This window comes from Streptococcus taonis, assembly GCF_029948085.1.
GTDB lineage: Bacteria > Bacillota > Bacilli > Lactobacillales > Streptococcaceae > Streptococcus > Streptococcus taonis.
The window spans coordinates 1-23,123 of record NZ_JARZZP010000006.1 but is presented as its reverse complement, the minus strand read 5'-3'; the positions used below and the strand labels follow the sequence as shown (position 1 = coordinate 23,123).

The following is a 23,123-nucleotide window of genomic DNA, read 5'->3' as shown; positions in this document are numbered from 1 at the left end:
AAGCTGGTTTCTTTTTTTATTATTAGATGACATGACGTTCAAAGGCATCGTCTGAGATTCCTTGTTGGAGAATCAATTTTGCCCATTCTTTGGCTGAAAATAGGCTGTGATCCTTGTAGTTTCCGCAAGATTCAATAGTTGTTCCTGGGACATCTTCCCAAGTTGTCGTTTCAGCGATTTCCTTCAGTGAATCCTTGATGACTGCTGCGATTTCAGAGCTAGTGTGACGCCCCCACATAATCATGTGAAAACCTGTACGACATCCAAATGGTGAACAGTCAATCATTCCATCAATACGAGTACGAATCAGCTTAGCCAAGAGGTGCTCGATAGTATGGAGCCCCGCAGTAGGGATAGAATCTTCATTTGGTTGAACCAAGCGAATATCAAAGTTAGAAATGATATCTCCTTTAGGACCTGTTTCTTCTCCGATTAAACGGACATACGGTGCTTTAACAATGGTGTGATCGAGTTCAAAACTTTCAACAATAACTTCTTTTGACATGGTATTTCCTTTCATTTTTCTTCTTTCATTATATCATAAAGATTTGTTTGAGAACTGTCAATAAAAGAACTTTTTCTCAGCTGGTTTTTAGAAAAGTTTCTCATAAAAATGTTTTTAAATCAATTTGAAAAATTCTGAAAATTGTATTGACACTTGGCTGAAAAGGGATTATAATGTATAAAAAGTCATAAAGGAGTTTATTATGAAATTTTCAAAAGTAATGGCCCTAGCAGGGGTGACTCTGTTAGCGTCTGGTGTTTTGGCGGCTTGTTCAGGTTCAGGCTCTAGTGCAAAGGGTGAGAAAACTTTTTCTTATGTTTATGAAACAGATCCAGATAGCCTCAACTATCTGACAACTGGTAAGGCTGCGGTTGCTAATATCACAAGTAATGTTGTTGATGGTTTGATGGAAAACGACCGCTATGGCAACTTCGTGCCATCTTTGGCAGAGGACTGGTCAGTTTCTAAAGATGGTTTGACTTACACTTATACAATCCGTAAAGATGCTAAGTGGTACACTTCTGAAGGCGAAGAGTATGCACCTGTGAAAGCTCAAGACTTTGTAACAGGTCTTAAGTATGCTGCTGACAATAAGTCAGAAGCCCTTTATCTTGTTCAAGAATCTATTAAAGGTCTTGATGCTTATGTAAAAGGTGAAGTCAAAGACTTCTCAGAAGTTGGAATCAAGGCTGTAGATGATCAAACAGTTCAATACACTTTGAACAAACCAGAAAGCTTCTGGAATTCTAAGACAACCATGGGAATTCTTGCACCAGTCAATGAAGAATTCCTTACTTCTAAAGGAAGTGACTTTGCTAAAGCAACAGATCCAAGCAGTATCCTTTATAATGGTCCTTTCTTGTTGAAATCATTAGTAGCAAAATCTTCAGTAGAATTTGAAAAGAATCCAAACTACTGGGATAAGGACAATGTTCATATTGATAAAGTAAAACTTTCATTCTGGGATGGTCAAGACAATAACAAACTTGCAGAAACCTTTAAAGATGGTGGTTTCTCAATGGCCCTTCTCTTCCCAACAAGTGGAAGCTACTCTGAACTTGAAAAAGAGTTTAAGGATAACATCGTTTATACAACACAAGATTCTACAACTTTCTTAGTCGGTACGAATATTGACCGTCAGTCTTACAAATATACTTCTAAGACTACAGACGAGCAAAAGACTTCAACTAAGAAAGCTCTTCTTAACAAAGACTTCCGTCAAGCCATCGCCTTTGGTTTTGATAGAACAGCTTATGCTTCTCAAGTTAATGGAGCAAGTGGAGCAAGCAAACTCCTTCGTAACTTGTTCGTACCACCAACATTTGTTCAAGCAGATGGTAAAAACTTTGGTGAATTAGTTAAGGAAAAATTGGTGACCTATGGTGATGAATGGAAAGATGTTAATCTAGACGACGCCCAAGATGGTCTTTACAATCCCGAAAAAGCGAAAGCAGAATTTGCTAAGGCTAAGACAGCTCTCCAAGCAGAGGGTGTTCAATTCCCAATCCACTTGGATATGCCAGTTGACCAAACTAATACTACAAAAGTTCAACGTGTTCAATCATTGAAACAATCACTTGAAGCAACGTTAGGAACTGACAATGTTGTCATTGACATTCAACAACTTCAAAAAGATGAAGTCCTCAATGTTACTTACTTTGCTGAGACGGCTGCCGGTGAAGATTGGGACCTTTCAGATAACGTTGGTTGGTCTCCAGACTATATCGACCCATCTACTTACCTTGATATCATCAAACCATCAGTAGGTGAAAATACTAAGACTTACCTAGGATTTGATTCAGGCACAAACAATGCAGCTGCTAAACAAGTTGGTTTAGAAGATTACGAAAAGATGGTTGTTGAAGCTGGAAATGAAGACACTGACGTTTCAAAACGTTATGATAAATATGCTGCTGCCCAAGCTTGGTTGACAGATAGTGCATTGATTATTCCAACAACTTCTAAAACTGGACGTCCAATGTTGTCTAAGATGGTGCCATTCACACTTCCATTTGCTTACTCAGGTAACAAGGGAACAAGTGAAGCACTCTTGTACAAATACCTTGACCTTCAAGATAAGCCAGTAACTGCTGATGAATATCAAAAAGCTCAAGATAAATGGAAGAAAGAAAAAGAAGAATCTAATAAAAAAGCGCAAGAAGATCTTGCAAATCATGTCAAATAAGAAAAAAGAGGCCGGACAAAAAGTCTGGCCTTTTGATATCATTCCTGAGACATCAGTTTGACATTTTGGTTATTGGTTTAAGCACTGCATTGAAGTAGTAGAACAGACTTTCTAAGTCACGCCCCAGTTCATAGATAAACTACATAAACACAAGGTATCTTTTATCTATAATTTTAAACAGTTTTCCCGACTATTTGATTTGTGTTGGGGATAAGGTTGCGATTGAAATATTTAACCTGTTCAGTTGTTTCTCTACATATTTTTAAAAAGTTTGAACTAGTAGACATTAAGATTCCACCATAAAAAACTGCATACAAAAAACTGAGAATAAATCCTCAGTTTTTTATATTTTATTGCTGCCCTTGTGTATTTTGTGGGGCTGGATTTTGTTGTTGACTATTTGTAGTTGTGTTTGGTACTGAGGCATTTGGATTGGTAGTGCCATTCGTATTATCATTCGAAGAGCTTGGACTTTCAGTTGTTGAAGTTGTACTTGAACTTGAGCTCTCTGTTGTCGAACTTGCTTGAGTTGACTGTGGAATCCAGTTGTTACGAGCACCGTTCTTAAAGACGTATTCTCCGTTACGATACAAACCTTCAGGCATTGTCCAATCACCAGGATGATCATCCTCTGACAGATATCCCATCATTGAGCGGTAGATATTTGCAGCGACTCTAAATCCATCTCCTACGATTGGAGTAAGACGGTTTGAGTAACCAGTCCAAACGGCCATTGAATACTTACGAGTATATCCTACGAACATTTCATCTGGAGCAACATACCCAGTGTTCTTAATGTAGTTCTCAATTTCATCGTCTGTATAGTTTGAAGTACCAGTTTTACCAGCTTGTGGAAGCCATGACATGTAGGCTCCACGACCAGTTCCGTAAGTTAATACGGTTTTCATCATTTCTGTCATCATGTAGGCGGTTGTTTCCTTCATGGCGCGAGTACCTTGATCTGAAAACTCTTTTGAACTGCCATCGCTAAAGACAACTTTATTGATATACATTGGTTTGTGGTAGATACCACCGTTGGCAAAGGCAGCATAGGCAGCAGCCATTTTTTCACTGCTTGCTCCGTACTGTTTATGAGATTCAACTGTATTACTTGAGATAGCATTTGCGTATACCATTGATGGGTAATCAATTCCTAAACCATTCAAGAAGGTCTTGGCATGGTCTAATCCAACTTTTTCAAGTGTTTTAACGGCTGGTACGTTACGAGATTGTTGAATTGCGTACTGGAGAGTGATATTTCCAAAGTAGGCTTTATCCCAGTTATAGACAGGAATGTCTGTTCCAGGATAGTTATAAGGGGCATCATTAATCGTTGCTGCAGTAGAGTCGAAGATTCCGTACTCAAGTGCAGGAGCGTAGTCTGTGATTGGTTTCATAGTAGAACCCCAGTCACGGTTTGTTTCGACGGCTTGGTTGATACCGAATGAAACATTACTTGATTGGTGTCTAGAACCAAGTTGAGCGATGACTTTACCATTTGTAACATCAACGATAGTAGAAGCAGCTTGAAGGTCATCATCTGGATAGTCAACGTATTCGTCTGTATTGTAAACATCCCAAAGGCGTTTTTGTACCTCTTGGTCGACGTTTGTATAGACTTCCATACCTGTTGTTAATAGATTATAACCTGTCTCTTGCTCCACTTGGTCAATAACCTCTTTAAGATAGTTATCCATGTACTGTGGATAGCTATTAACAGATTTCAGGCTTTGAAGTCCATCTGTGATTGGAGTATTGATGGCTGTTTCATATTGCTCGGCTGTAAGGTAGCCTTGTTTTTGCATTTCTGACAAAACGAGGTTTCGTCTTTCAAGGGCTGCTTCAGGATGAGAATAGGGATCGTATTGGTTTGGAGCCTGTGGCATACCTGCTAAGAGTGCAAGCTGTGGAATGGACAAGTCTTTGAGGTCCTTACCATAATAGTTTTCCGCAGCTGTCTGCATACCATAGTTACCATTTGACATGTAGACCTTATTGACGTAATAGGTCAATATTTCTTGCTTAGTTGCAGTTCGCTCTAGCTGGATAGCCAACCAAGCCTCTTGAACTTTACGGGATAGGGTTTGATCAGCTGTTGATGTTGAGAAATAAGTCAGCTTAATCAACTGCTGGGTCAAGGTTGATCCCCCTTGAAGACCACCATTACTACTAAGGTTACGTAGGAAAGCTCCTGCTATTCGAATGCTATCAATTCCTCTGTGGTTAAAGAAGCGATGATCCTCGATAGAGACAATCGCATTGACAAGATCAGTAGGGATGTCACTACTTTGAGCATTGACACGACGTTCAGCACCTAAATCTGCGATGAGTTCATTTTTGCTATCATAAATTTTACTTGATGTGGTTGCAACAAGTTTGCTTTCAGAGAGTTCAGGAGCCTTGTTTGCATAGTAAAGAAATACACCACCGCCAAGTAGGAAAGCTACGATAAATAAGCTAATCGTAACAATGCTGAGGTATTTAACGATGCGCAAGATAGTTTGTTTGTTCATATTGTTTTACCACCTAGTAAATGTTGTTTGACTGTATCAAGGTAAGGAATTTGTGGAAAAGCAGACTGCTCAATCACATAACCGAATTCTTTGATATAGTCAAGCGGCATTGACTTTTTTCCCATATCCTGATGATAAAAACGGACGAGGTCAAGTGCCGGCAATAAATACGTTTCTTGATAAGAAGAAAAATGAAGAAGGACAAAGCAAATTCCTTTTTGTTCAAGGACTTGTTCCATATGCCGAATCTGATGAGGATGGAAGTTCTTCATCGGAATCGCATGTTTTTGCTTGGTTTCCTTGGCTTCGAAATCGATGTAAAACCCTTCATAAACTCCAGAATAATCGGTAGTCGATGCTTGTCTAAAATAAGCTTCAACAATCTTAGCCCGACTACGCTGCGGATAGTCTACGCGGACAATCTGAACAGGAGTTGGTTTCTTATGGATAACAGCTAAACCGTGTGTCAGATAATAATCGTTTGTAGCATTGATCATCTTTTCAAAGGTCATCCCACGATTTGCGAAATTTTTAGTTTGTGAGGTGACTTCTTGTTTTTTTTTCGATGAAAGTTTATGAGGATAGTTGACCATAATTCTCCTTATTGGTACAATAACATCACTCTATTATACCATAAAAGTGCACAGAAAGGGTGAAAAAATGCATACAGCCTTGGTTTTAGGCTATTCTAGCTTTGATTTAGGATTGTTTAATGATAAAGATATTCGTTTAAAAATTATTAAAAAAGCCATTCGTAGTGATTTGGAAAAAATGGCTGACGAAGGTTTGAAATGGTTGGTATTTACGGGAACACTGGGATTTGAACACTGGGTTTTAGAGGTGGCCAGAGATATGAAAGATGACTTTGGTTTCCAACTTGCAACTATCTTTGATTTCGAGACTCATGGGGAAAACTGGAATGAGGGAAATCAGGTTAAACTTAGTGAATTTAAACAAGTTGATTTTGTAAAATACGCCTATCCAAACTATGAACACAAGGGTCAATTACGAGATTATCAACTTTTCTTACTTGAAAATACAGATGGAGCCTATCTTTTTTATGATGAAGAAAATGAAACAAAACTGAAGTATTTTTACGAACTGATGAAAAAGAAAGACAACTATATTACAAAAAGATTAACATTTGAGGAATTAAACGAAGTAGCTGAAAATTTTTCCGAAAATTGAGCCTTTGACCTTGCTTTTTGTTTGCCTTTTTTTATATAATAATACTAGCAACTGAGAATGGAGAGAGACATGGCAAGTATTATTTTTACAGCAAAAGATATTTTTGAACAGGATTTTGGAAGAGAAGTACGTGGATATAGTAAAGCAGAGGTTGATGAATTCTTGGATGATGTCATCAAGGATTATGAAACTTATGCAGCATTAGTAAAATCATTGCGTTCAGAAATCGCGGAGCTCAAAGAAGAATTGGCGAAAAAACCTCAAGTGGCACCAGCAACTTCTGAATCAGCAGATCATGGAAGTACGACTTCTATGACAAACTTTGATATTTTGAAACGTTTGAATCGTCTTGAAAAAGAAGTATTTGGCAAACAAATCTTGGATAATTCTGATTTCTAAGAATGATTTTGTTGTGCAATTTTTGGATAATCGCGTGAAGAGAATTTCTTTTCATGAGGAAAGTCCATGCTAGCACAGGCTGTGATGCCTGTAGTGTTTGTGCTAGGCGAAACCATAAGCCTAGGGACGAGAAATCGTTACGGCAGTTGAAATGGCTAAGTCTTTTGATAGGTCAGAGTAGGCTTGAAAGTGCCACAGTGACGGAGTCTCTCTGGAAACGGAGAGAGTGGAACGCGGTAAACCCCTCAAGCTAGCAACCCAAATTTTGGTCGGGGCATGGAGTGCGCGGAAACGAACGTAGTACTCTGACTGCTATCAGCTAGAGCTGCTAGTGGTAGACAGATGATTATCGAAGGAAGTGGTCCTAGTCACTTCTGGAACAAAACATGGCTTATAGAAAATTGCATATAGGTTGGGGCTGAGATATATTCTCAACCTCATTTTTTAAAGTGAATAAAGAAAGGTCTATAAAAGACTGAAATGAAAACAACATTTAATTTAATTGCGACTGCTGCAGCGGGTTTGGAAGCTGTAGTTGGACGTGAAGTAAGAGATTTGGGTTATGATTGTCAAGTTGAAAATGGGCGTGTTCGTTTTCAAGGCGATGTTAAAGCGATTATCCAAACTAACCTGTGGCTAAGAGCTGCGGATAGAATCAAAATCGTTGTGGGAACTTTTCCTGCAAAAACATTTGAAGAACTCTTCCAAGGTGTTTTTGCTCTAGATTGGGAGAACTATCTCCCACTTGGAGCCCGTTTCCCAATTGCCAAGGCTAAGTGTGTTAAGTCAAAATTACACAATGAGCCAAGTGTGCAGGCGATTTCTAAGAAGGCAGTTGTTAAGAAACTACAAAGACACTATGCCCGACCAGAAGGTGTTCCCCTGATGGAGAATGGTCCAGAGTTCAAGATTGAAGTTTCCATTTTGAAAGATATAGCGACTGTTATGATTGATACAACTGGTTCAAGTCTCTTTAAACGTGGTTATCGTACTGAAAAAGGTGGAGCTCCGATCAAAGAAAATATGGCAGCTGCGATTTTGCAACTTTCTAACTGGTACCCTGATAAGCCTTTGATTGATCCAACCTGTGGTTCAGGAACTTTCTGTATCGAGGCAGTTATGATTGCTAGAAAGATGGCGCCTGGTCTGCGCCGTTCCTTTGCATTTGAGGAATGGAACTGGATTAGCGATCGTTTGATTCAAGAAGTTCGCACAGAGGCAGCTAAGAAAGTGGATCGTGAGTTGGAACTGGATATTATGGGATGTGATATCGATGGACGCATGGTGGAAATTGCCAAGGCCAATGCCCAGGCTGCAGGAGTATCTGGAGATATTCTCTTTAAGCAGATGCGTGTACAGGATTTGCGTACGGATAAGATTAATGGAGTTATTATCTCTAACCCGCCTTATGGTGAACGTCTGTCAGATGATGCAGGAGTAACTAAACTTTATGCTGAAATGGGTGAGGTTTTTGAACCACTCAAGACTTGGAGTAAGTTTATCCTGACTAGTGATGAAGCCTTTGAAAGCAAATATGGTAGTCAGGCGGACAAAAAACGAAAACTCTACAATGGTACTTTGAAAGTTGATTTATATCAATATTTTGGTCAACGTGTCAAAAGAAATTTGACAGATTAGAAAGGAGTTGCCATGGATCCAAAGGATAAAAAAGAAGAGTTGTTAGAACCTGAGAAAATATCTCAGGAACCTCAGTTTGATTTTGAGGAAGCTAAGGATCTAACGGTTGGACAAGTTATTCGAAAAAATGAAGAAATCGAAGCAGGAGTAACTCCTGATGATACGATTTTGGACAAATACATTAAACAACACCGTGAAGAAATCGAAGCTGATAAATTTACTAACATTCAGGCGAAGAAAGAGGAACTTCGAAGTCTAGATGATTTGCTTCAAGACGCCAAAGAAACAATTGATGAAGAGGTTGAACCAGTAGAAGAAGTCCCTGACTTAGAGATTGCTGCTGAAGAAGAGGGAGTAGCAATGGAAGAATTTCTCCTTCCACCCCTTGAAGAAACCTTGGTTATGGATAAAAATCTAGTGGAACCTGTAACTGAGCCCCTTGTTGCAGACGATGATGAAGCTTTGCAAGAGGAACATCAATCCTTATCTCGCTCTGCTCAAGCAGAAGATGAGCCACAAAACAAAAAGCTGTGGGTCATCTTGTCAGCTCTTTTAGCGATTGTTGTCTTGATTATTGGGGGTAGCTACTATGTTTATCGTCAAATTACGCGTTCTTCCCAAGAAATTCAGTCTCAGTCATCTGATGCAGGTTTGGTAAGTAATCAAGCAATTCTCAATCAATTTAACAGTCTCTATGATACTTTTTATACTGATGAGAATAAAACTGCCCTAAAAAATAGTCAGTTTAGTCAGCTGAGTCAGCTCAAAGAACTTTTAGATAAACTTGAGGGAGCTAGTGAGCATACTCTTGCCAAATCAAAATACGATAGTCTTGAAACACAAATCAAAGCGGTACAAGATGTTAATGCTCAATTTGAAACACCAGCTATCACAGATGGTGTTCTAAATACAAATGCTAAAGTAAAGGCAGATGCTAAATTTACCGAAGTTAAGACTGGGAATACTGAAATTGATAAACTGCTAGATAAGGCCATTAGTCTCGGTAAGAGTCAACTTTCAAGTTCTACAAGCTCAAGCAGTAGTCAATCAAGTTCATCAAACCAAACAGAGTCAAACTCAGCAACTGAAAGCAATGCTAGCAGCTCTGCTAATGCATCAACTTCAGCGGGTGAAACAGCCTCAGCAAATAATATCCTTAATAGTGGACTAGCAAGCAATGGTGTGAATCTACAAAGAAGTGTCAGTCGTGTTCCTTATAACCAATCAGCTATTAATGATAGCAGTAATCCTGCTTGGGAATTTACGGATGGTGTTCTGGAGCAAATCCTTGCGACCTCACGTGCGCGTGGCTACATTACGGGTAACCAATACATTTTGGAACCTGTGAATATTGTTAATGGCAATGGCTACTATAATCTTTATAAACCAGATGGAACCTATCTCTTTACCCTTAATTGTAAGACAGGTTACTTTGTAGGGAATGGTTCTGGACATGCGGATGATTTAGACTACTAGTCAAATTGTTACAAAATTCTTTCTTTTCACAGATAAACATGATAAAATAAAACATATTAAACAAGAGGAGTGTCACATGACAAAAGCTAACTTTGGTGTTGTTGGTATGGCCGTAATGGGTCGTAACCTTGCCCTTAATATTGAATCTCGTGGTTATACAGTTGCTATTTATAACCGTAGTAAAGAAAAAACTGAAGATGTGATTGCTTGCCACCCTGATAAAAACTTCGTGCCAAGCTATGATATCGAAAGCTTCGTAAACTCAATTGAAAAACCACGTCGTATCATGCTTATGGTTCAAGCAGGACCTGGTACAGATGCGACCATTCAAGCCCTTCTTCCACACTTGGATAAAGGTGATATCTTGATCGATGGAGGAAATACTTTCTATAAAGATACTATTCGTCGTAATGAAGAGTTGGCTAACTCAGGTATCAACTTTATCGGTACAGGTGTTTCTGGTGGTGAAAAAGGTGCCCTTGAAGGACCATCTATCATGCCTGGCGGACAAAAAGAAGCTTATGACTTGGTAGCAGATGTTCTTGAAGAAATCTCTGCTAAAGCTCCAGAAGATGGTAAACCATGTGTAACTTACATCGGTCCTGATGGAGCTGGTCACTATGTAAAAATGGTCCACAATGGTATCGAGTACGGTGATATGCAATTGATCGCAGAAAGCTACGATCTTATGCAACACTTGCTTGGTCTTTCTGCAGAAGACATGGCTGAAATCTTTACTGAGTGGAACAAGGGTGAATTGGACAGCTACTTGATCGAAATCACTGCTGATATCCTTGGACGTAAAGATGATGAAGGTCAAGATGGACCAATCGTAGACTACATCCTGGATGCTGCAGGAAACAAGGGAACTGGTAAATGGACTAGCCAATCATCACTTGACCTCGGTGTGCCTTTGTCACTCATCACTGAGTCAGTATTTGCACGTTACATTTCAACTTACAAAGAAGAACGTGTACATGCAAGCAAGGTTCTTCCAAAACCAGCTGCCTTCAAATTTGAAGGAGACAAGGCTGAATTGATTGAAAAAATCCGTCAAGCCCTTTACTTCTCAAAAATCATTTCATACGCACAAGGTTTTGCTCAATTGCGTGTAGCTTCTAAAGAAAACAACTGGAACTTGCCATTTGCGGACATCGCATCTATCTGGCGTGATGGCTGTATCATCCGTTCTCGTTTCTTGCAAAAGATTACAGATGCTTACAATCGTGATGCAGACCTTGCCAACCTTCTTTTGGATGAGTACTTCTTGGATGTTACTGCTAAGTACCAACAAGCAGTACGTGATATCGTAGCCCTTGCTGTTCAAGCTGGTGTGCCAGTACCAACCTTCTCAGCAGCTATTACTTACTTTGATAGCTACCGTTCAGCTGACCTTCCAGCTAACTTGATCCAAGCGCAACGTGACTACTTTGGTGCCCACACTTACCAACGTAAAGACAAAGAAGGAACCTTCCACTACTCTTGGTATGACGAAAAATAAGTAGGTCTGCCATGGGGAAACGGATTTTATTACTTGAGAAAGAACGAAATCTAGCTCATTTTTTAAGTTTGGAACTCCAAAAAGAGCAATACCGAGTTGATCAGGTTGAGGAGGGGCAAAAAGCCCTCTCCATGGCTCTTCAGACAGACTATGACTTGATTTTATTGAATGCTCATCTGGGGGATATGACAGCCCAGGATTTTGCAGACAAGCTGAGTCGGACTAAGCCAGCCTCAGTGATCATGGTCTTGGACCATCGCGAAGACTTGCAAAATCAGATTGAGGCAATCCAACGCTTTGCCGTTTCTTACATCTATAAGCCAGTTATTATTGAGAATCTGGTAGCTCGTATTTCAGCCATTTTCCGAGGTCGGGACTTTATCGACCAACACTGTAGTCAGATGAAGGTTCCAACGTCTTACCGAAATCTGCGTATGGATGTAGAACATCATACCGTTTATCGTGGCGAAGAGATGATTGCTCTGACGCGTCGTGAGTATGACCTTTTGGCTACTCTAATGGGAAGCAAGAAAGTTCTGACTCGTGAGCAGTTGTTGGAAAGTGTCTGGAAGTATGAAAGTGCGACCGAAACCAATATCGTGGATGTCTATATCCGTTATCTACGTAGCAAGCTGGATGTAAAAGGTCAGAAAAGCTACATTAAAACCGTGCGTGGTGTTGGTTATACCATGCAAGAATAGAAAAGCAGTTGCAGTTTTGTAACTGCTTTTTTTTGAGTCGTTGAAATGTTGACATATGATTTGAACTTTGCTAGAATCATTTTGGAGGAAACAAGAATGAAATTTCTGAAAAAAATGATGCAAGTTGGACTCGCAGTCTTCTTCTTTGGTCTGTTAGCAACAAGTACAGTATTTGCGGATGATTCAGATTCTGAAGGCTGGAAATTTGTTCAAGAAAATGGTAGAACCTACTACAAGAAGGGTGACATCAAAGAAACGGCCTGGCGAGTGATTGATGGGAAAACCTACTTTTTTGACTATATGGGAGAAATGGTAGTAGGTTGGCAGTATATTCCTATGCCAGATGAAGGTAGTACCATTGGTCCTTACCCCAATGGTATCAGATTAGAATATATGCCAATGTCAAAATGGTATTACTTTAATCAAGATGGGGTCCTACAAGAATTTGTTGGTTGGCAACAATTAGAGGCTAAGGATTCGTTAAATGTTGGCAAAAAACATGGTGAAGGATTTGAAGGCCCAGAAGTTCTTAAATTAGCAAACTATTACTTTGACCAAGACCATTCTTTAAAAACAGGTTGGCTTTACGATCAGTCTAACTGGTATTACCTAGCAAAAACAGGTTCTTCAGGGAAAGACTACCTTGGTGGTGAGAAACGTTCTGGTTGGATTAACGACAATTCAACTTGGTACTATCTCGATCCAACAACTGCTGCAATGCAAACAGGTTGGCAATATCTTGGTAACAAATGGTACTACCTTCGTTCATCAGGTGCTATGGCGACAGGTTGGTATCAAGAAGGTTCAACTTGGTATTACCTAGATGCTCAAAACGGTGATATGAAAACAGATTGGATTTATGTCGGTAATAAATGGTATTATCTCCGTTCATCAGGTGCTATGGCTACAGGTTGGTATCAAGAAGGTTCAACTTGGTATTATTTAGATGCTCAAAACGGTGATATGAAAACTGGCTGGATTTATGTCGATAATGCTTGGTATTATCTTCGTTCGTCAGGATCTATGGTGACAGGCTGGTTCCAAGTTAATGGTAAATGGTACTATGCCTATAGTTCAGGTGCCTTGGCTGTGAATACTACTGTAGGTGGCTACTACGTCAACTATAATGGCGAGTGGGTTCAGTAATGAAAACAAGCGATTGTGAAGGAAACAATCGCTTTTTTTGTGAAAATATAATAAAATAGAAAGGAATAAAGTTCTAAAATTTTATCTAGAAAAAGATGATTTTCATCTGATAGTAGGATTAAATGACAAAAGAAGTTGGTGTCGGTCAGGCACATAGTAAAATTATTTTAATAGGAGAGCATGCGGTGGTTTATGGCTACCCAGCCATCTCTTTACCTCTTTTAGAGGTGGAGGTGACTTGTCGGGTGGTTCCAGCAGCGACACCATGGCGTCTGTTTGAAGAGGACACCTTGTCTATGGCTGTGTATGCTTCTCTTGAGTATTTAAATATCCAGGATGCTTGCATCCGTTGTCAAATTGACTCGGCTATTCCTGAAAAACGTGGGATGGGTTCTTCAGCAGCCATAAGTATTGCGGCCATTCGAGCGGTATTTGATTATTACCAAGCAGAACTTCCACATGATGTTTTAGAAATTTTGGTCAATCGGGCGGAGATGATTGCCCATATGAATCCTAGTGGTTTAGATGCCAAGACCTGTCTTAGTGACCAGCCTATTCGTTTTATCAAGAATGTTGGTTTTGAAGAATTAACCATGGATTTGTCAGCTTATCTGGTTATTGCAGATACTGGAGTTTATGGACATACTCGTGAAGCTATCCAAGTTGTTGAGAGCAAGGGCAAGGATGCCTTACCTTTCTTGCATGCGCTAGGAGAGTTGACCCAAGAAGCAGAAGAAGCGATAAAAACAAAAGATGCCGTGAAGCTGGGAGAGATTCTTACCAAAGCTCATGGAAATCTAAAGGAAATTGGAGTTAGCAGTCCTGAGGCAGATGCCTTGGTTGAAACTGCTCTTGCACATGGAGCTCTAGGTGCCAAGATGAGTGGTGGTGGTCTAGGTGGCTGTATCATTGCCTTGGTTGCTAATGAGAGCCAAGCGCAAGAACTAGCAGAAAGATTAGAAGAGAAAGGAGCTGTTCAGACATGGATCGAAAGCCTGTAACAGTACGTTCCTATGCCAATATTGCCATTATCAAATATTGGGGAAAGAAAAAAGAAAAAGAGATGGTGCCTGCTACTAGCAGTATTTCTTTGACTTTGGAAAATATGTACACGGAGACGACTTTGTCATCTCTACCGACGGATGCGACAGCTGATGCCTTTTATATCAATGGTCAGCTACAAAATGAGGCGGAGCATGCCAAGATGAGCAAGATTATTGACCGTTACCGTCCAGCTGGTGAGGGTTTTGTTCGTATTGATACTCAAAATAATATGCCTACGGCAGCAGGCTTGTCCTCAAGTTCTAGCGGTTTGTCTGCCTTGGTCAAAGCTTGTAATGCCTATTTCCAATTAGGATTAGATCGTAAAGAATTGGCTTTGGAAGCTAAATTTGCATCAGGATCTTCGTCTCGTAGTTTTTATGGTCCCTTAGCAGCTTGGGACAAGGATAGTGGAGAGATTTATCCAGTCGAGACTGACTTGAAACTAGCTATGATCATGTTGGTCTTGGAAGACCAGAAAAAACCAATCTCTAGTCGGGATGGTATGAAACTCTGTGTGGAAACTTCGACAACATTTGATGAGTGGATTCGTCAGTCTGAACAAGACTACAAGGATATGCTGGTCTACCTCAAGGAGAATGACTTTAAGAAAGTTGGAGTATTAACAGAAAAGAACGCTCTTGCCATGCATGCTACGACAAAAACTGCCAATCCGCCGTTCTCTTATCTGACAGATGCGAGTTATGAGGCTATGGATTTCGTTCGTCAACTTAGAGAACAAGGAGAATCTTGTTACTTCACCATGGATGCGGGGCCCAATGTCAAGGTTCTTTGTTTAGAAAAAGACTTGGAACATCTATCAGAACTCTTAGGTCAACGCTATCGCTTAATCGTTTCAAAGACAAAGGATTTGAGCCAAGATGACGATTGTTAAAACTTGTGGGAAGCTCTATTGGGCTGGGGAGTATGCCATTTTAGAACCAGGACAGTTGGCACTAATAAAAGCTATTCCCATCTATATGACGGCTGAGATTAAAGCGTCTGATGATTATCGACTCTACTCAGATATGTTTTTCTATAGTGTAGACTTGCAACCGGATTCTTCGTATGCCTTGATTCAAGAAACAGTTGCCTTGGTGGAGGAGTATCTAACTGCCCAAGGAGTTGACTTGCGTCCTTTTTCCATAGACATTCGTGGGAAAATGGAACGTGAAGGCAAGAAGTTTGGACTGGGTTCTAGTGGCAGCGTTGTTGTCTTGGTTATCAAGGCCATGCTTGCTTTTTATGAAAGACCAGCCGATAGAGACCTTTTGTTTAAACTGGCGAGTGCAGTCCTTCTCAAACGTGGAGACAATGGTTCCATGGGTGACATTGCCTGTATCGTTTCAGAGGATCTAGTCCTCTATCAGTCGTTTGATCGGGAAAAAGTTGCACAATGGCTAGAAAAGGAAGACTTGCCAACTGTATTGGCACGTGATTGGGGCTTTTCTATTTCTAGTGTTGAACCAGCATTGAAATTTGATTTTTTGGTTGGTTGGACCAAGGAAGTAGCGGTGTCTAGTCACATGGTCAAGCAAATCAAGGATAATATGAACGCTAGCTTCTTGCAAGCTTCAAAAGAAACAGTAGCTAACTTGGTAAAGGCTTTGCAGAAAGGTCAAGAAGAAACCATTATTGACTTGCTAGAACAAGCCAGCCAACTTTTAGAAGGCTTGAGTTCAGATATTTACACACCTTCGCTCAGACAATTAAAAGATGCCAGCCGAGACTTAAAAGCTGTTGCAAAAAGTAGTGGTGCTGGTGGTGGAGACTGTGGGATAGCCCTCAGTTTTGACCAAGATTCGACCACATTACTGAAAAAACGCTGGGCTGATCTAGGGATTGAGCTCTTGTATCAAGAAAGGATAGGACATGACGACGAATCGGAAGGCTGAGCACATCCACTATGCCCTTGAACAAAAAAGTACTTATAATAGTTTTGATGAGGTGGAGTTAATCCACTCCTCACTACCCTTATATGACTTAGATGAGATTGATCTTTCGACAGAATTTGCAGAGCGCAAATGGGACTTTCCTTTTTATATAAATGCTATGACAGGCGGTAGTGACAAGGGCAGAGAAATCAATCAAAAATTGGCTCAGGTGGCAGAGGCATGTGGAATTTTATTTGTGACGGGTTCCTACAGTGCGGCGCTCAAGGATCCAGCGGATGACTCTTTCTCTGTCAAGTCAAATCATCCTGACCTACTACTTGGAACCAATATTGGCTTGGACAAACCTGTTGAACTAGGATTACAAACGGTCAAAGAGATGAATCCTCTCCTCTTGCAAGTTCATGTTAATGTCATGCAGGAATTACTTATGCCAGAGGGTGAACGTCAATTTAGATTGTGGCAAAGCAATCTGAAAGATTATGCTAAGCAAATCTCTGTTCCTCTTGTTTTAAAAGAAGTCGGCTTTGGTATGGATGTTAAGACTATTGCTAAGGCATATGAGATGGGGATACGTACGGTTGATTTGTCTGGTCGTGGGGGAACTAGCTTTGCCTATATCGAAAATCGTCGTAGCGGTCAACGGGACTACCTCAATGATTGGGGGCAATCAACCATGCAGGTTCTTATCAATGCCCAAGACTGGAAAGATAAGATGGAGCTTTTGGTAAGTGGAGGGGTGCGCAATCCACTAGATATCATCAAATGCTTGGTCTTTGGAGCCAAGGCTGTTGGACTATCACGTACCATGTTAGAGTTGGTTGAAAACTACCCAGTGGATGTCGTTATTTCCATTGTTGAAGGTTGGAAGGAAGACCTACGCTTGATTATGTGTGCCCTTAATTGTTCAAAAATTGAGGATTTGCAAGAGGTCGACTATCTCCTGTATGGAAAATTAAAAGAAGCAAAAGATCAACTATAAGGAGGTCGGGATTTTGGTCCCGGTCTTTTTATCATTCCTCAGACTGATGTGACTTTTTGGTTTTGTGATACAATAAAATAGAGAGGACGGATACATGCGAAAATTTCAAATTTTTCTATTTATTGAAGCTTGTTTATTAACAGGAGCTCTGATTATGATGGTATCAGAGCATTTTTCCCGTTTTCTGCTGATCTTGCTCTTGTTTTTACTGATGATTCGATACTATACTGGAAGACAGGGAAATAACCTCATATTAGTGGCAGTGAGCATCCTATTTTTCTTTATCATCATGCTCAATCCCTTTGTCATTATGGCTATCTTTGTGGCCTTGATATACAGCCTGTTCTTGCTTTATCCTATGATGAACCAGGAAAGAGAAGACACCAATCTGATTTTTGAAGAAGTAGTGACGGTGAAGAGGGAGAAAAATCGCTGGTTTGGAAATCTCCACCACTTCTCAAGCTACCAGACTTGTCGCTTTGATGATATCAATCTTTTTCGTCTCATGGGGAAGGATACCATTCATCTAGAGCACGTGATTTTGAGCAATCATGATAATGTCATCATCTTGAGAAAGCTAGTCGGCACTACTAGAATTATTGTACCAGTGGATGTAGAAGTCAGTCTTAGTGTTAATTCTCTGTACGGAGATTTAACCTTTTTTGACCAGCCTAAACGTGCTTTACGTAATGAGCAATTTCATCAAGAAACCAGAGATTATCTCAAGAGTCCAAAGAGTGTTAAGATTCTTTTGACAACTATGGTTGGAGATGTTGAGGTGGTGAGAGGATGAAAAAGCAACCCTATATTTTAATTGGACTCACCTCATTTCTCTTTGTTGCTTTTCTATTTCGAAGCCTTTTTAAGGTCTTAGATTTGGAGTGGACTTCTCTCTTCCAAGATTTAGAAAAGACAGAAAAAGTCTTATTTCTGGCTTTAATGTTTAGTCTTGCCCTGGCCTTTTTATTAGTCCTATTCTGGACAATTGTTGATGAAATTTCAAAAAGAAGAATCCAAGCAAATCTCAAACGTCTGCTAGCTGGCAAAGATATTGAAAGTCTAGGAGATGCTGACTTAGACGCAAGTTTTAGAAACTTGTCAGGAAAGCTTGGTTTGTTGACAGAAGCTATTCAAAAAGCAGACAATCAGGCCTTGGTCAAAGAAGAAGAAATTGTTGAAAAGGAGCGCAAGCGAATCGCACGTGACTTGCATGATACGGTCAGCCAAGAAATTTTTGCTGCCCATATGATTTTATCGGGACTCAGTCAACAAGCTTCCAAATTAGACAGAGAGAAGATGCAAACACAACTCCAAAGTGTGACTGCCATTTTGGAGACAGCCCAAAGAGACTTGCGTATTCTTCTTTTGCATTTACGTCCAATTGAACTGGAACAAACAAGCTTGGTGGAGGGGATTCAGCTACTCCTCAAAGAGCTAGAAGAAAAAAGTGAGCTGAAGGTAAGTTTTAAATATCAGGTAACTGCACTACCTAAAAAGATTGAGGAGCATGTCTTCCGAATTGTACAAGAATTGATTAGTAATACACTTCGGCATGCACAAGCTTCATGTCTAGATGTTTACCTTTATCAAACGGAAACGGAATTACAGTTGAAGGTTGCAGACAATGGTCGTGGTTTTCAGCTGGATGATGTTGATGAACTGAGCTATGGTCTGCGAAATATCAAAGAACGAGTGGAAGATATGGCTGGGACTATACAATTATTAACAGCTCCCAAGCAAGGTTTGGCAGTGGATATTCGTATTCCCTTGCTTGATTTGGATAGATAAGAGGAAGTAAGATGAAACTATTATTGGTAGATGACCACCAAATGGTGCGTCTTGGTTTGAAAAGTTATTTTGAATTACAAGATGATGTAGAGGTTGTAGGAGAAGCAACCAATGGTGCGGAAGGAATTTCCATGGCCTTGGAGCTTCGTCCAGATGTGATTGTCATGGATATTGTCATGCCTGAAGTCAATGGGATTGATGCGACACTAGCTATTCTCAAAGAATGGCCAGAGGCTAAAATCTTGATTGTGACATCTTACCTAGATAATGAAAAAATCATGCCAGTCTTGAATGCTGGAGCTAGAGGATATATGCTTAAGACTTCGAGCGCAGATGAATTGTTACACGCTGTTCGTAAGGTAGCAGCCGGTGAGTTCGCTATTGAACAAGAGGTGAGTAAAAAGGTAGAATACAACCGCAATCATATTGAATTACATGAAGAGCTGACTGCGCGTGAACGAGATGTCCTTCAACTAATCGCCAAGGGCTATGAAAATCAGCGTATTGCTGATGAACTTTTCATCTCCCTTAAGACAGTTAAAACCCACGTCTCCAACATTCTTGCTAAACTTCAGGTTAGCGACCGCACCCAGGCAGCAGTTTATGCCTTTCAACATCACTTGGTAGGGCAGGAGAACTTCTAGATGCATCTTTTGGAGCCAAACTAAGGTTTATTCGGTAAATTGGATACTTTTAGCAAAAAACAGTAATTTAGGATTAACAAGTACATCAAGTATCTCAAGTAGTCCTGAAAACTCGGTTCTGACTTGAAAAAACCATAATAGGCGGTAGCTAGTAGAACTTGTTAACAACAAGAATAGTAGAGAGTATCATCTCGAGAAGGATGTCTGTCAAATGAGCCTAGCGCTGTTGTTCAGACTGCAAAAAGAGACAAATGATTTAGACCAAGGATTTAGTTCAGTATGCTAGAAGACTAATACTCAATGAAAATCAAAGAGCAAACTAGGAAGCTAGCCGCAGGTTGCTCAAAGCACTGCTTTGAGGTTGCAGATAGAACTGACGAAGTCAGCTCAAAACACTGTTTTGAGGTTGTGGATAGAACTGACGAAGTCAGTAACCATACCTACGGCAAGGTGAAGCTGACGTGGTTTGAAGAGATTTTCGAAGAGTATAAGTCCTTTTATAGTGGATTGAATCTGGAATAGTACACTATGACTGCTAAAAATATTTCTAGAAATTACTTTGACTTTTCTAATCTCTTTGTTCATATCTTATTTCAATCTACTATATTTGACTCTCACAGGTGTAATCGATGGCATCCCTCGGTGCTATCTCATAATTTTTAAAAGAAAACACCATTTTAAGCCTATAAAATCAAAAAAAGCAAAAATTTTTAGTGTGCGATCACCTATAGTATGGGATTCATTAAAAACTCTTTCCTTACCCTCCTAGAACATAAGAAGGTCTATCGATTGTCTTGTTAAAAATATATACTTGGACTAGCATCTTTCTTAAGTGGTTTGTCAATAAAAAGTGTAGGTTGATTTTTCTTGAGTAGTAAAAGATTCAAGAATATTTAGGGTTACTCATGTTCTTTGATAAAAACTCCATTCATATATTTTTTCTTTCATTCTGAAAACTTAATGTAAATTTTCTGTTTTTTTGAAATTTTGTGTCTTAAAAGGTCCAGTGAAGAAAACTGTGTGTGTAGAATCCTGTTTTACTTAATTTTTAGATAACTATATTAAGTGATAAAAGGCAGTGTATATGTAGTTTTGGGTTTATAAAATACTTGAAAGTTCAAAAATTGTTTTAATTGACTATTTTCTAGAAGAGATGTATAATTGAATTGTATGTAAAAGACATGCAGTTATTTTTAAACAAAGGAGATAATGTGATGTATTTTAATCGTAAAAATGCAGAGCAGAAGAACTGGCGTATGATTAAAAAAGGAAAACATTTCCTTTTTGGTTGTTCGCTTGTCTTTGCAGTTGGTGCAGCCTTGGTAGCTCCAACGGTTAAGGCCGACACAGCTGATACTGGGGAGGTAGAGACTAAAACTGCCAACTCAGCTGCTGAAGCAAGCTCTAGTGACGAAGTAGGAACGTATAAAGCACCAGCAGTGGAGGTGTCAACAACTTCACCTGTGGTTGCTGAAAATCCTACAAGTTCAGAAGCTACTTCAGCAAAAACAGCTAAGGAAGCAGATGGAGTTCAGCTTCCTTCATTGACAGTAGTTGCAAATTCTTCAGCTTTGACAGATGAAGAAAAAGCAAATGTAGTGGAAGCTGTTAAGGGGGTAAATCCTACTGCGACTGATGTTCAAATCCAAGCAGACGGATCAGTAGTTGTGACTTTTGCAGATGGTTCAAGTGCAAACTTGTCAGCAGCTCAAACTGTCAAAGTGGCAGCTCCAGCAGAAACTTCAGCCACTCAACCTAAGTCAAGAAGCCGTCGAGCAGCAGGACAAGAACGTGCTCAAGATCGCTCTATGGAAGGGCAGGATATTAAGTTCGAATACAAGGGTGGTAAAAAAATTGAGAACGGAGATCCAACTCAGCGTGCTAAGATTGAGTACAGACAGCTGGATGACTATGAAGTTGTCAATGGGAAAACAGTTCCTACAGACCCATCCGGTCAAGGACGTCCAGTCTTGGAATGGACGGTAACCTTTAACGAGGCTCAATACGATAAAGCAGGTGCCTTCTGGTATTTCTCAATTCCTAAAAACGTATCTGACCCATATAATGTAGTAACAGAGTATGATGGCGTTTATAATACTCGAACTGAATGGAGTAATGGTAACGGAAACGCAAAAGCAGAAGGTACGCAGTATATTTATGATAACAGTCAGGTTGAGAAATATGTAATAGGTACTACTGGTGGCAGTGAATACAATAAGATTCCTGGTTTGAACGGTGTCAAGGATAACTCTAAGAAACTCTACCTTCTTGATACAAGTATTTATTCAGGTATTCGCAAGTTCACTGTTCGTTACCGTACAGTGGTTGAAGACCCATCACAAACGATTTCTTATATTGCAGGTGTGCAATCTGTAAAAAACTTAGCGATGTACAACTGGTATGCGATCTCAGGTAAGTATGACAAGCAGTTGGTTAGTCAGGTTGATGCACCAAGTGTGACTCCAAACTTGAGCAAAACTTCTGTTAATGTTCCTGTTCAAACAGTAGCTTCAACTTCAAGCACTCTTTCAGGAACAGGGGTTCCAGGTGCAACTATCAAGCTTTATGTAGATGGTCAGGAGCAAAATATCGGAAATGTCACTGTTGACAGCGCTGGAAACTGGACTACTGGTGAGCTTCCAACAGCCTTGAACAACAACCAAGGTGATGGTACAACTATTAAACCACGTCAACTAGTACAGGTGAGTCAAACTGTCAACGGTACTGAAAGTGGCCGTCGTACAGTACCAGTATCTGTCGGTGTGACAACTGTTGAACCTTCAAGCTTGTCTACTAATCAAGACGCTGTTATTGCAGGACAAAAAGAAGTGACTCTTAAGGTTCCTCACGATGCAGGGATCGCTTACTTCCGCTACACAGATACTTCAGGTCAAGTTCTAGAAATCCCAGTTAAACGTGACAGTGCCTCAGCTGCATGGACATCACAAAAATCAGACAAAGCAACTGTCAAATCAGTTGAGCACGGTAAGTTCCAAGACACGATTGTCCTTACAATGGCTGACAAGATTGCAGGTGTTGAAGTAGCAGCTATTTCAAACGTGGTAGAAGGTGGCTTCTCAAGTGTGGCTGACTGGCAATCACGCTCAGTAGAAAACCAAGCTCCAACTATTGCATCAGCAGTTGAAGGAAACACAAAAACTGTTCAACAAGGTGCTCAACTTGACCTTGCATCTCTTGTTACAGTAGCAGATAAAGAAGATGATGCCCAAGCAACCCTAGGTGATAAGGTTCATGCTGAAGTTGTCTCAGTAAATGGAAACACTGCAACTAAGACAGTTGATACAAATACCCAAGGCACTTACACAGTTAAGTATAAAGCTGTTGATAGCCAAGGTAAAGAGTCAGGTGAGATTGAAGTTACTGTAGTTGTAACTCCTGCACGTGATAACGTAGCTCCAACAGTAGAGATTCCTTATTCAGATCCAACTCCAAACAAAAAAGAAGTTTATCTTTATACTGGTGAAGATGCAGATGTTGATATCACATTTAACGACGATTCTGGA

20 protein-coding genes and 1 other RNA gene are annotated in these 23,123 nt (G+C 40.0%); 18 read left to right on the top strand and 3 right to left on the bottom strand.

Translation table 11 applies throughout. The features are described 5' to 3' along the window. Positions 1-22 precede the first annotated feature (22 nt). The gene (locus QEZ38_RS04235; RefSeq protein ID WP_281335137.1) at positions 23-505 is read right to left on the bottom strand and encodes an S-ribosylhomocysteine lyase; all 483 of its coding nucleotides are present in this window, start codon (positions 503-505) and stop codon (positions 23-25) included. A 202-nt stretch (positions 506-707) separates the two neighbouring features. Between QEZ38_RS04235 and QEZ38_RS04230 the strand changes: the two genes are divergently transcribed. Further along, on the top strand, positions 708-2,690 hold the full coding sequence (locus QEZ38_RS04230) for a peptide ABC transporter substrate-binding protein (protein WP_281335136.1): 1,983 nt from the start codon (positions 708-710) through the stop codon (positions 2,688-2,690). Positions 2,691-3,040: 350 nt separating this feature from the next. On the opposite strand, the gene pbp1a is transcribed toward QEZ38_RS04230, so the two are convergent. Beyond that, positions 3,041-5,203: a penicillin-binding protein PBP1A gene (gene pbp1a / locus QEZ38_RS04225; protein ID WP_281335135.1), complete on the bottom strand. Its 2,163-nt coding sequence runs from the start codon at positions 5,201-5,203 to the stop codon at positions 3,041-3,043. Further along, positions 5,200-5,796, bottom strand: coding sequence for a Holliday junction resolvase RecU (gene recU / locus QEZ38_RS04220; RefSeq protein WP_281335134.1), 597 nt, complete (start codon positions 5,794-5,796; stop codon positions 5,200-5,202). The genes pbp1a and recU overlap by 4 nt, the downstream gene beginning before the upstream one ends. Before the next feature lie 67 nt (positions 5,797-5,863). On the opposite strand from recU, the gene QEZ38_RS04215 reads away from it, so the two are divergent. From QEZ38_RS04215 to QEZ38_RS04135, 17 genes are all read left to right on the top strand, one after another. Further along, complete coding sequence (locus QEZ38_RS04215; protein WP_248034644.1) at positions 5,864-6,391, top strand: SLOG family protein; 528 nt, start codon at positions 5,864-5,866, stop codon at positions 6,389-6,391. A 69-nt stretch (positions 6,392-6,460) separates the two neighbouring features. After that, the gene (gene gpsB / locus QEZ38_RS04210; RefSeq protein ID WP_311522587.1) at positions 6,461-6,790 is read left to right on the top strand and encodes a cell division regulator GpsB; all 330 of its coding nucleotides are present in this window, start codon (positions 6,461-6,463) and stop codon (positions 6,788-6,790) included. Positions 6,791-6,808: 18 nt separating this feature from the next. Continuing rightward, positions 6,809-7,189: RNase P RNA component class B (gene rnpB, locus QEZ38_RS04205), an RNA gene on the top strand. 81 nt (positions 7,190-7,270) lie between these two features. Beyond that, complete coding sequence (locus QEZ38_RS04200; protein ID WP_153225682.1) at positions 7,271-8,428, top strand: THUMP domain-containing class I SAM-dependent RNA methyltransferase; 1,158 nt, start codon at positions 7,271-7,273, stop codon at positions 8,426-8,428. A gap of 12 nt (positions 8,429-8,440) precedes the next feature. Continuing rightward, the gene (gene mapZ / locus QEZ38_RS04195) at positions 8,441-9,904 is read left to right on the top strand and encodes a cell division site-positioning protein MapZ (protein ID WP_281335132.1); all 1,464 of its coding nucleotides are present in this window, start codon (positions 8,441-8,443) and stop codon (positions 9,902-9,904) included. 76 nt (positions 9,905-9,980) lie between these two features. Beyond that, positions 9,981-11,405 (top strand): NADP-dependent phosphogluconate dehydrogenase, encoded by a 1,425-nt coding sequence (gndA, locus tag QEZ38_RS04190; RefSeq protein WP_281335131.1) that lies wholly within the window; start codon positions 9,981-9,983, stop codon positions 11,403-11,405. A gap of 11 nt (positions 11,406-11,416) precedes the next feature. After that, entirely contained in the window at positions 11,417-12,106 is a 690-nt protein-coding gene (locus QEZ38_RS04185; protein ID WP_281335130.1) for a response regulator transcription factor, read from the top strand. A 96-nt stretch (positions 12,107-12,202) separates the two neighbouring features. Further along, the gene (gene cbpJ, locus QEZ38_RS04180; protein WP_281335129.1) at positions 12,203-13,252 is read left to right on the top strand and encodes a choline-binding protein CbpJ; all 1,050 of its coding nucleotides are present in this window, start codon (positions 12,203-12,205) and stop codon (positions 13,250-13,252) included. A gap of 122 nt (positions 13,253-13,374) precedes the next feature. Beyond that, entirely contained in the window at positions 13,375-14,253 is an 879-nt protein-coding gene (mvk, locus tag QEZ38_RS04175) for a mevalonate kinase (protein WP_281335128.1), read from the top strand. Further along, positions 14,235-15,188 carry a diphosphomevalonate decarboxylase gene (gene mvaD / locus QEZ38_RS04170; protein ID WP_281335127.1) on the top strand — a complete coding sequence of 318 codons (954 nt, stop codon included), beginning with the start codon at positions 14,235-14,237 and terminating at the stop codon, positions 15,186-15,188. The genes mvk and mvaD overlap by 19 nt, the downstream gene beginning before the upstream one ends. Further along, positions 15,175-16,188 (top strand): phosphomevalonate kinase, encoded by a 1,014-nt coding sequence (locus QEZ38_RS04165; RefSeq protein WP_281335126.1) that lies wholly within the window; start codon positions 15,175-15,177, stop codon positions 16,186-16,188. Before mvaD ends, QEZ38_RS04165 begins: the two co-directional genes overlap by 14 nt. Then, complete coding sequence (fni, locus tag QEZ38_RS04160; RefSeq protein ID WP_281335125.1) at positions 16,166-17,167, top strand: type 2 isopentenyl-diphosphate Delta-isomerase; 1,002 nt, start codon at positions 16,166-16,168, stop codon at positions 17,165-17,167. Before QEZ38_RS04165 ends, fni begins: the two co-directional genes overlap by 23 nt. 94 nt (positions 17,168-17,261) lie before the next feature. Next, positions 17,262-17,960 carry a cell wall-active antibiotics response protein LiaF gene (gene liaF, locus QEZ38_RS04155; protein ID WP_281335124.1) on the top strand — a complete coding sequence of 233 codons (699 nt, stop codon included), beginning with the start codon at positions 17,262-17,264 and terminating at the stop codon, positions 17,958-17,960. Further along, positions 17,957-18,955: an envelope stress sensor histidine kinase LiaS gene (locus QEZ38_RS04150; protein WP_281335123.1), complete on the top strand. Its 999-nt coding sequence runs from the start codon at positions 17,957-17,959 to the stop codon at positions 18,953-18,955. Before liaF ends, QEZ38_RS04150 begins: the two co-directional genes overlap by 4 nt. Positions 18,956-18,966: 11 nt before the next feature. Further along, positions 18,967-19,599, top strand: a complete 633-nt coding sequence (locus QEZ38_RS04145; RefSeq protein ID WP_281335122.1) for a response regulator transcription factor — start codon at positions 18,967-18,969, stop codon at positions 19,597-19,599. Between the two features lie 300 nt (positions 19,600-19,899). Beyond that, a complete protein-coding gene (locus QEZ38_RS04140) occupies positions 19,900-20,121 on the top strand; it encodes a hypothetical protein (protein WP_049549518.1) in 222 nt (73 codons plus the stop codon). Between the two features lie 692 nt (positions 20,122-20,813). Continuing rightward, positions 20,814-23,123 (top strand): MiiA motif-containing surface protein (locus QEZ38_RS04135; protein WP_483887399.1); only part of this gene is annotated, 2,310 nt, incomplete at its 3' end.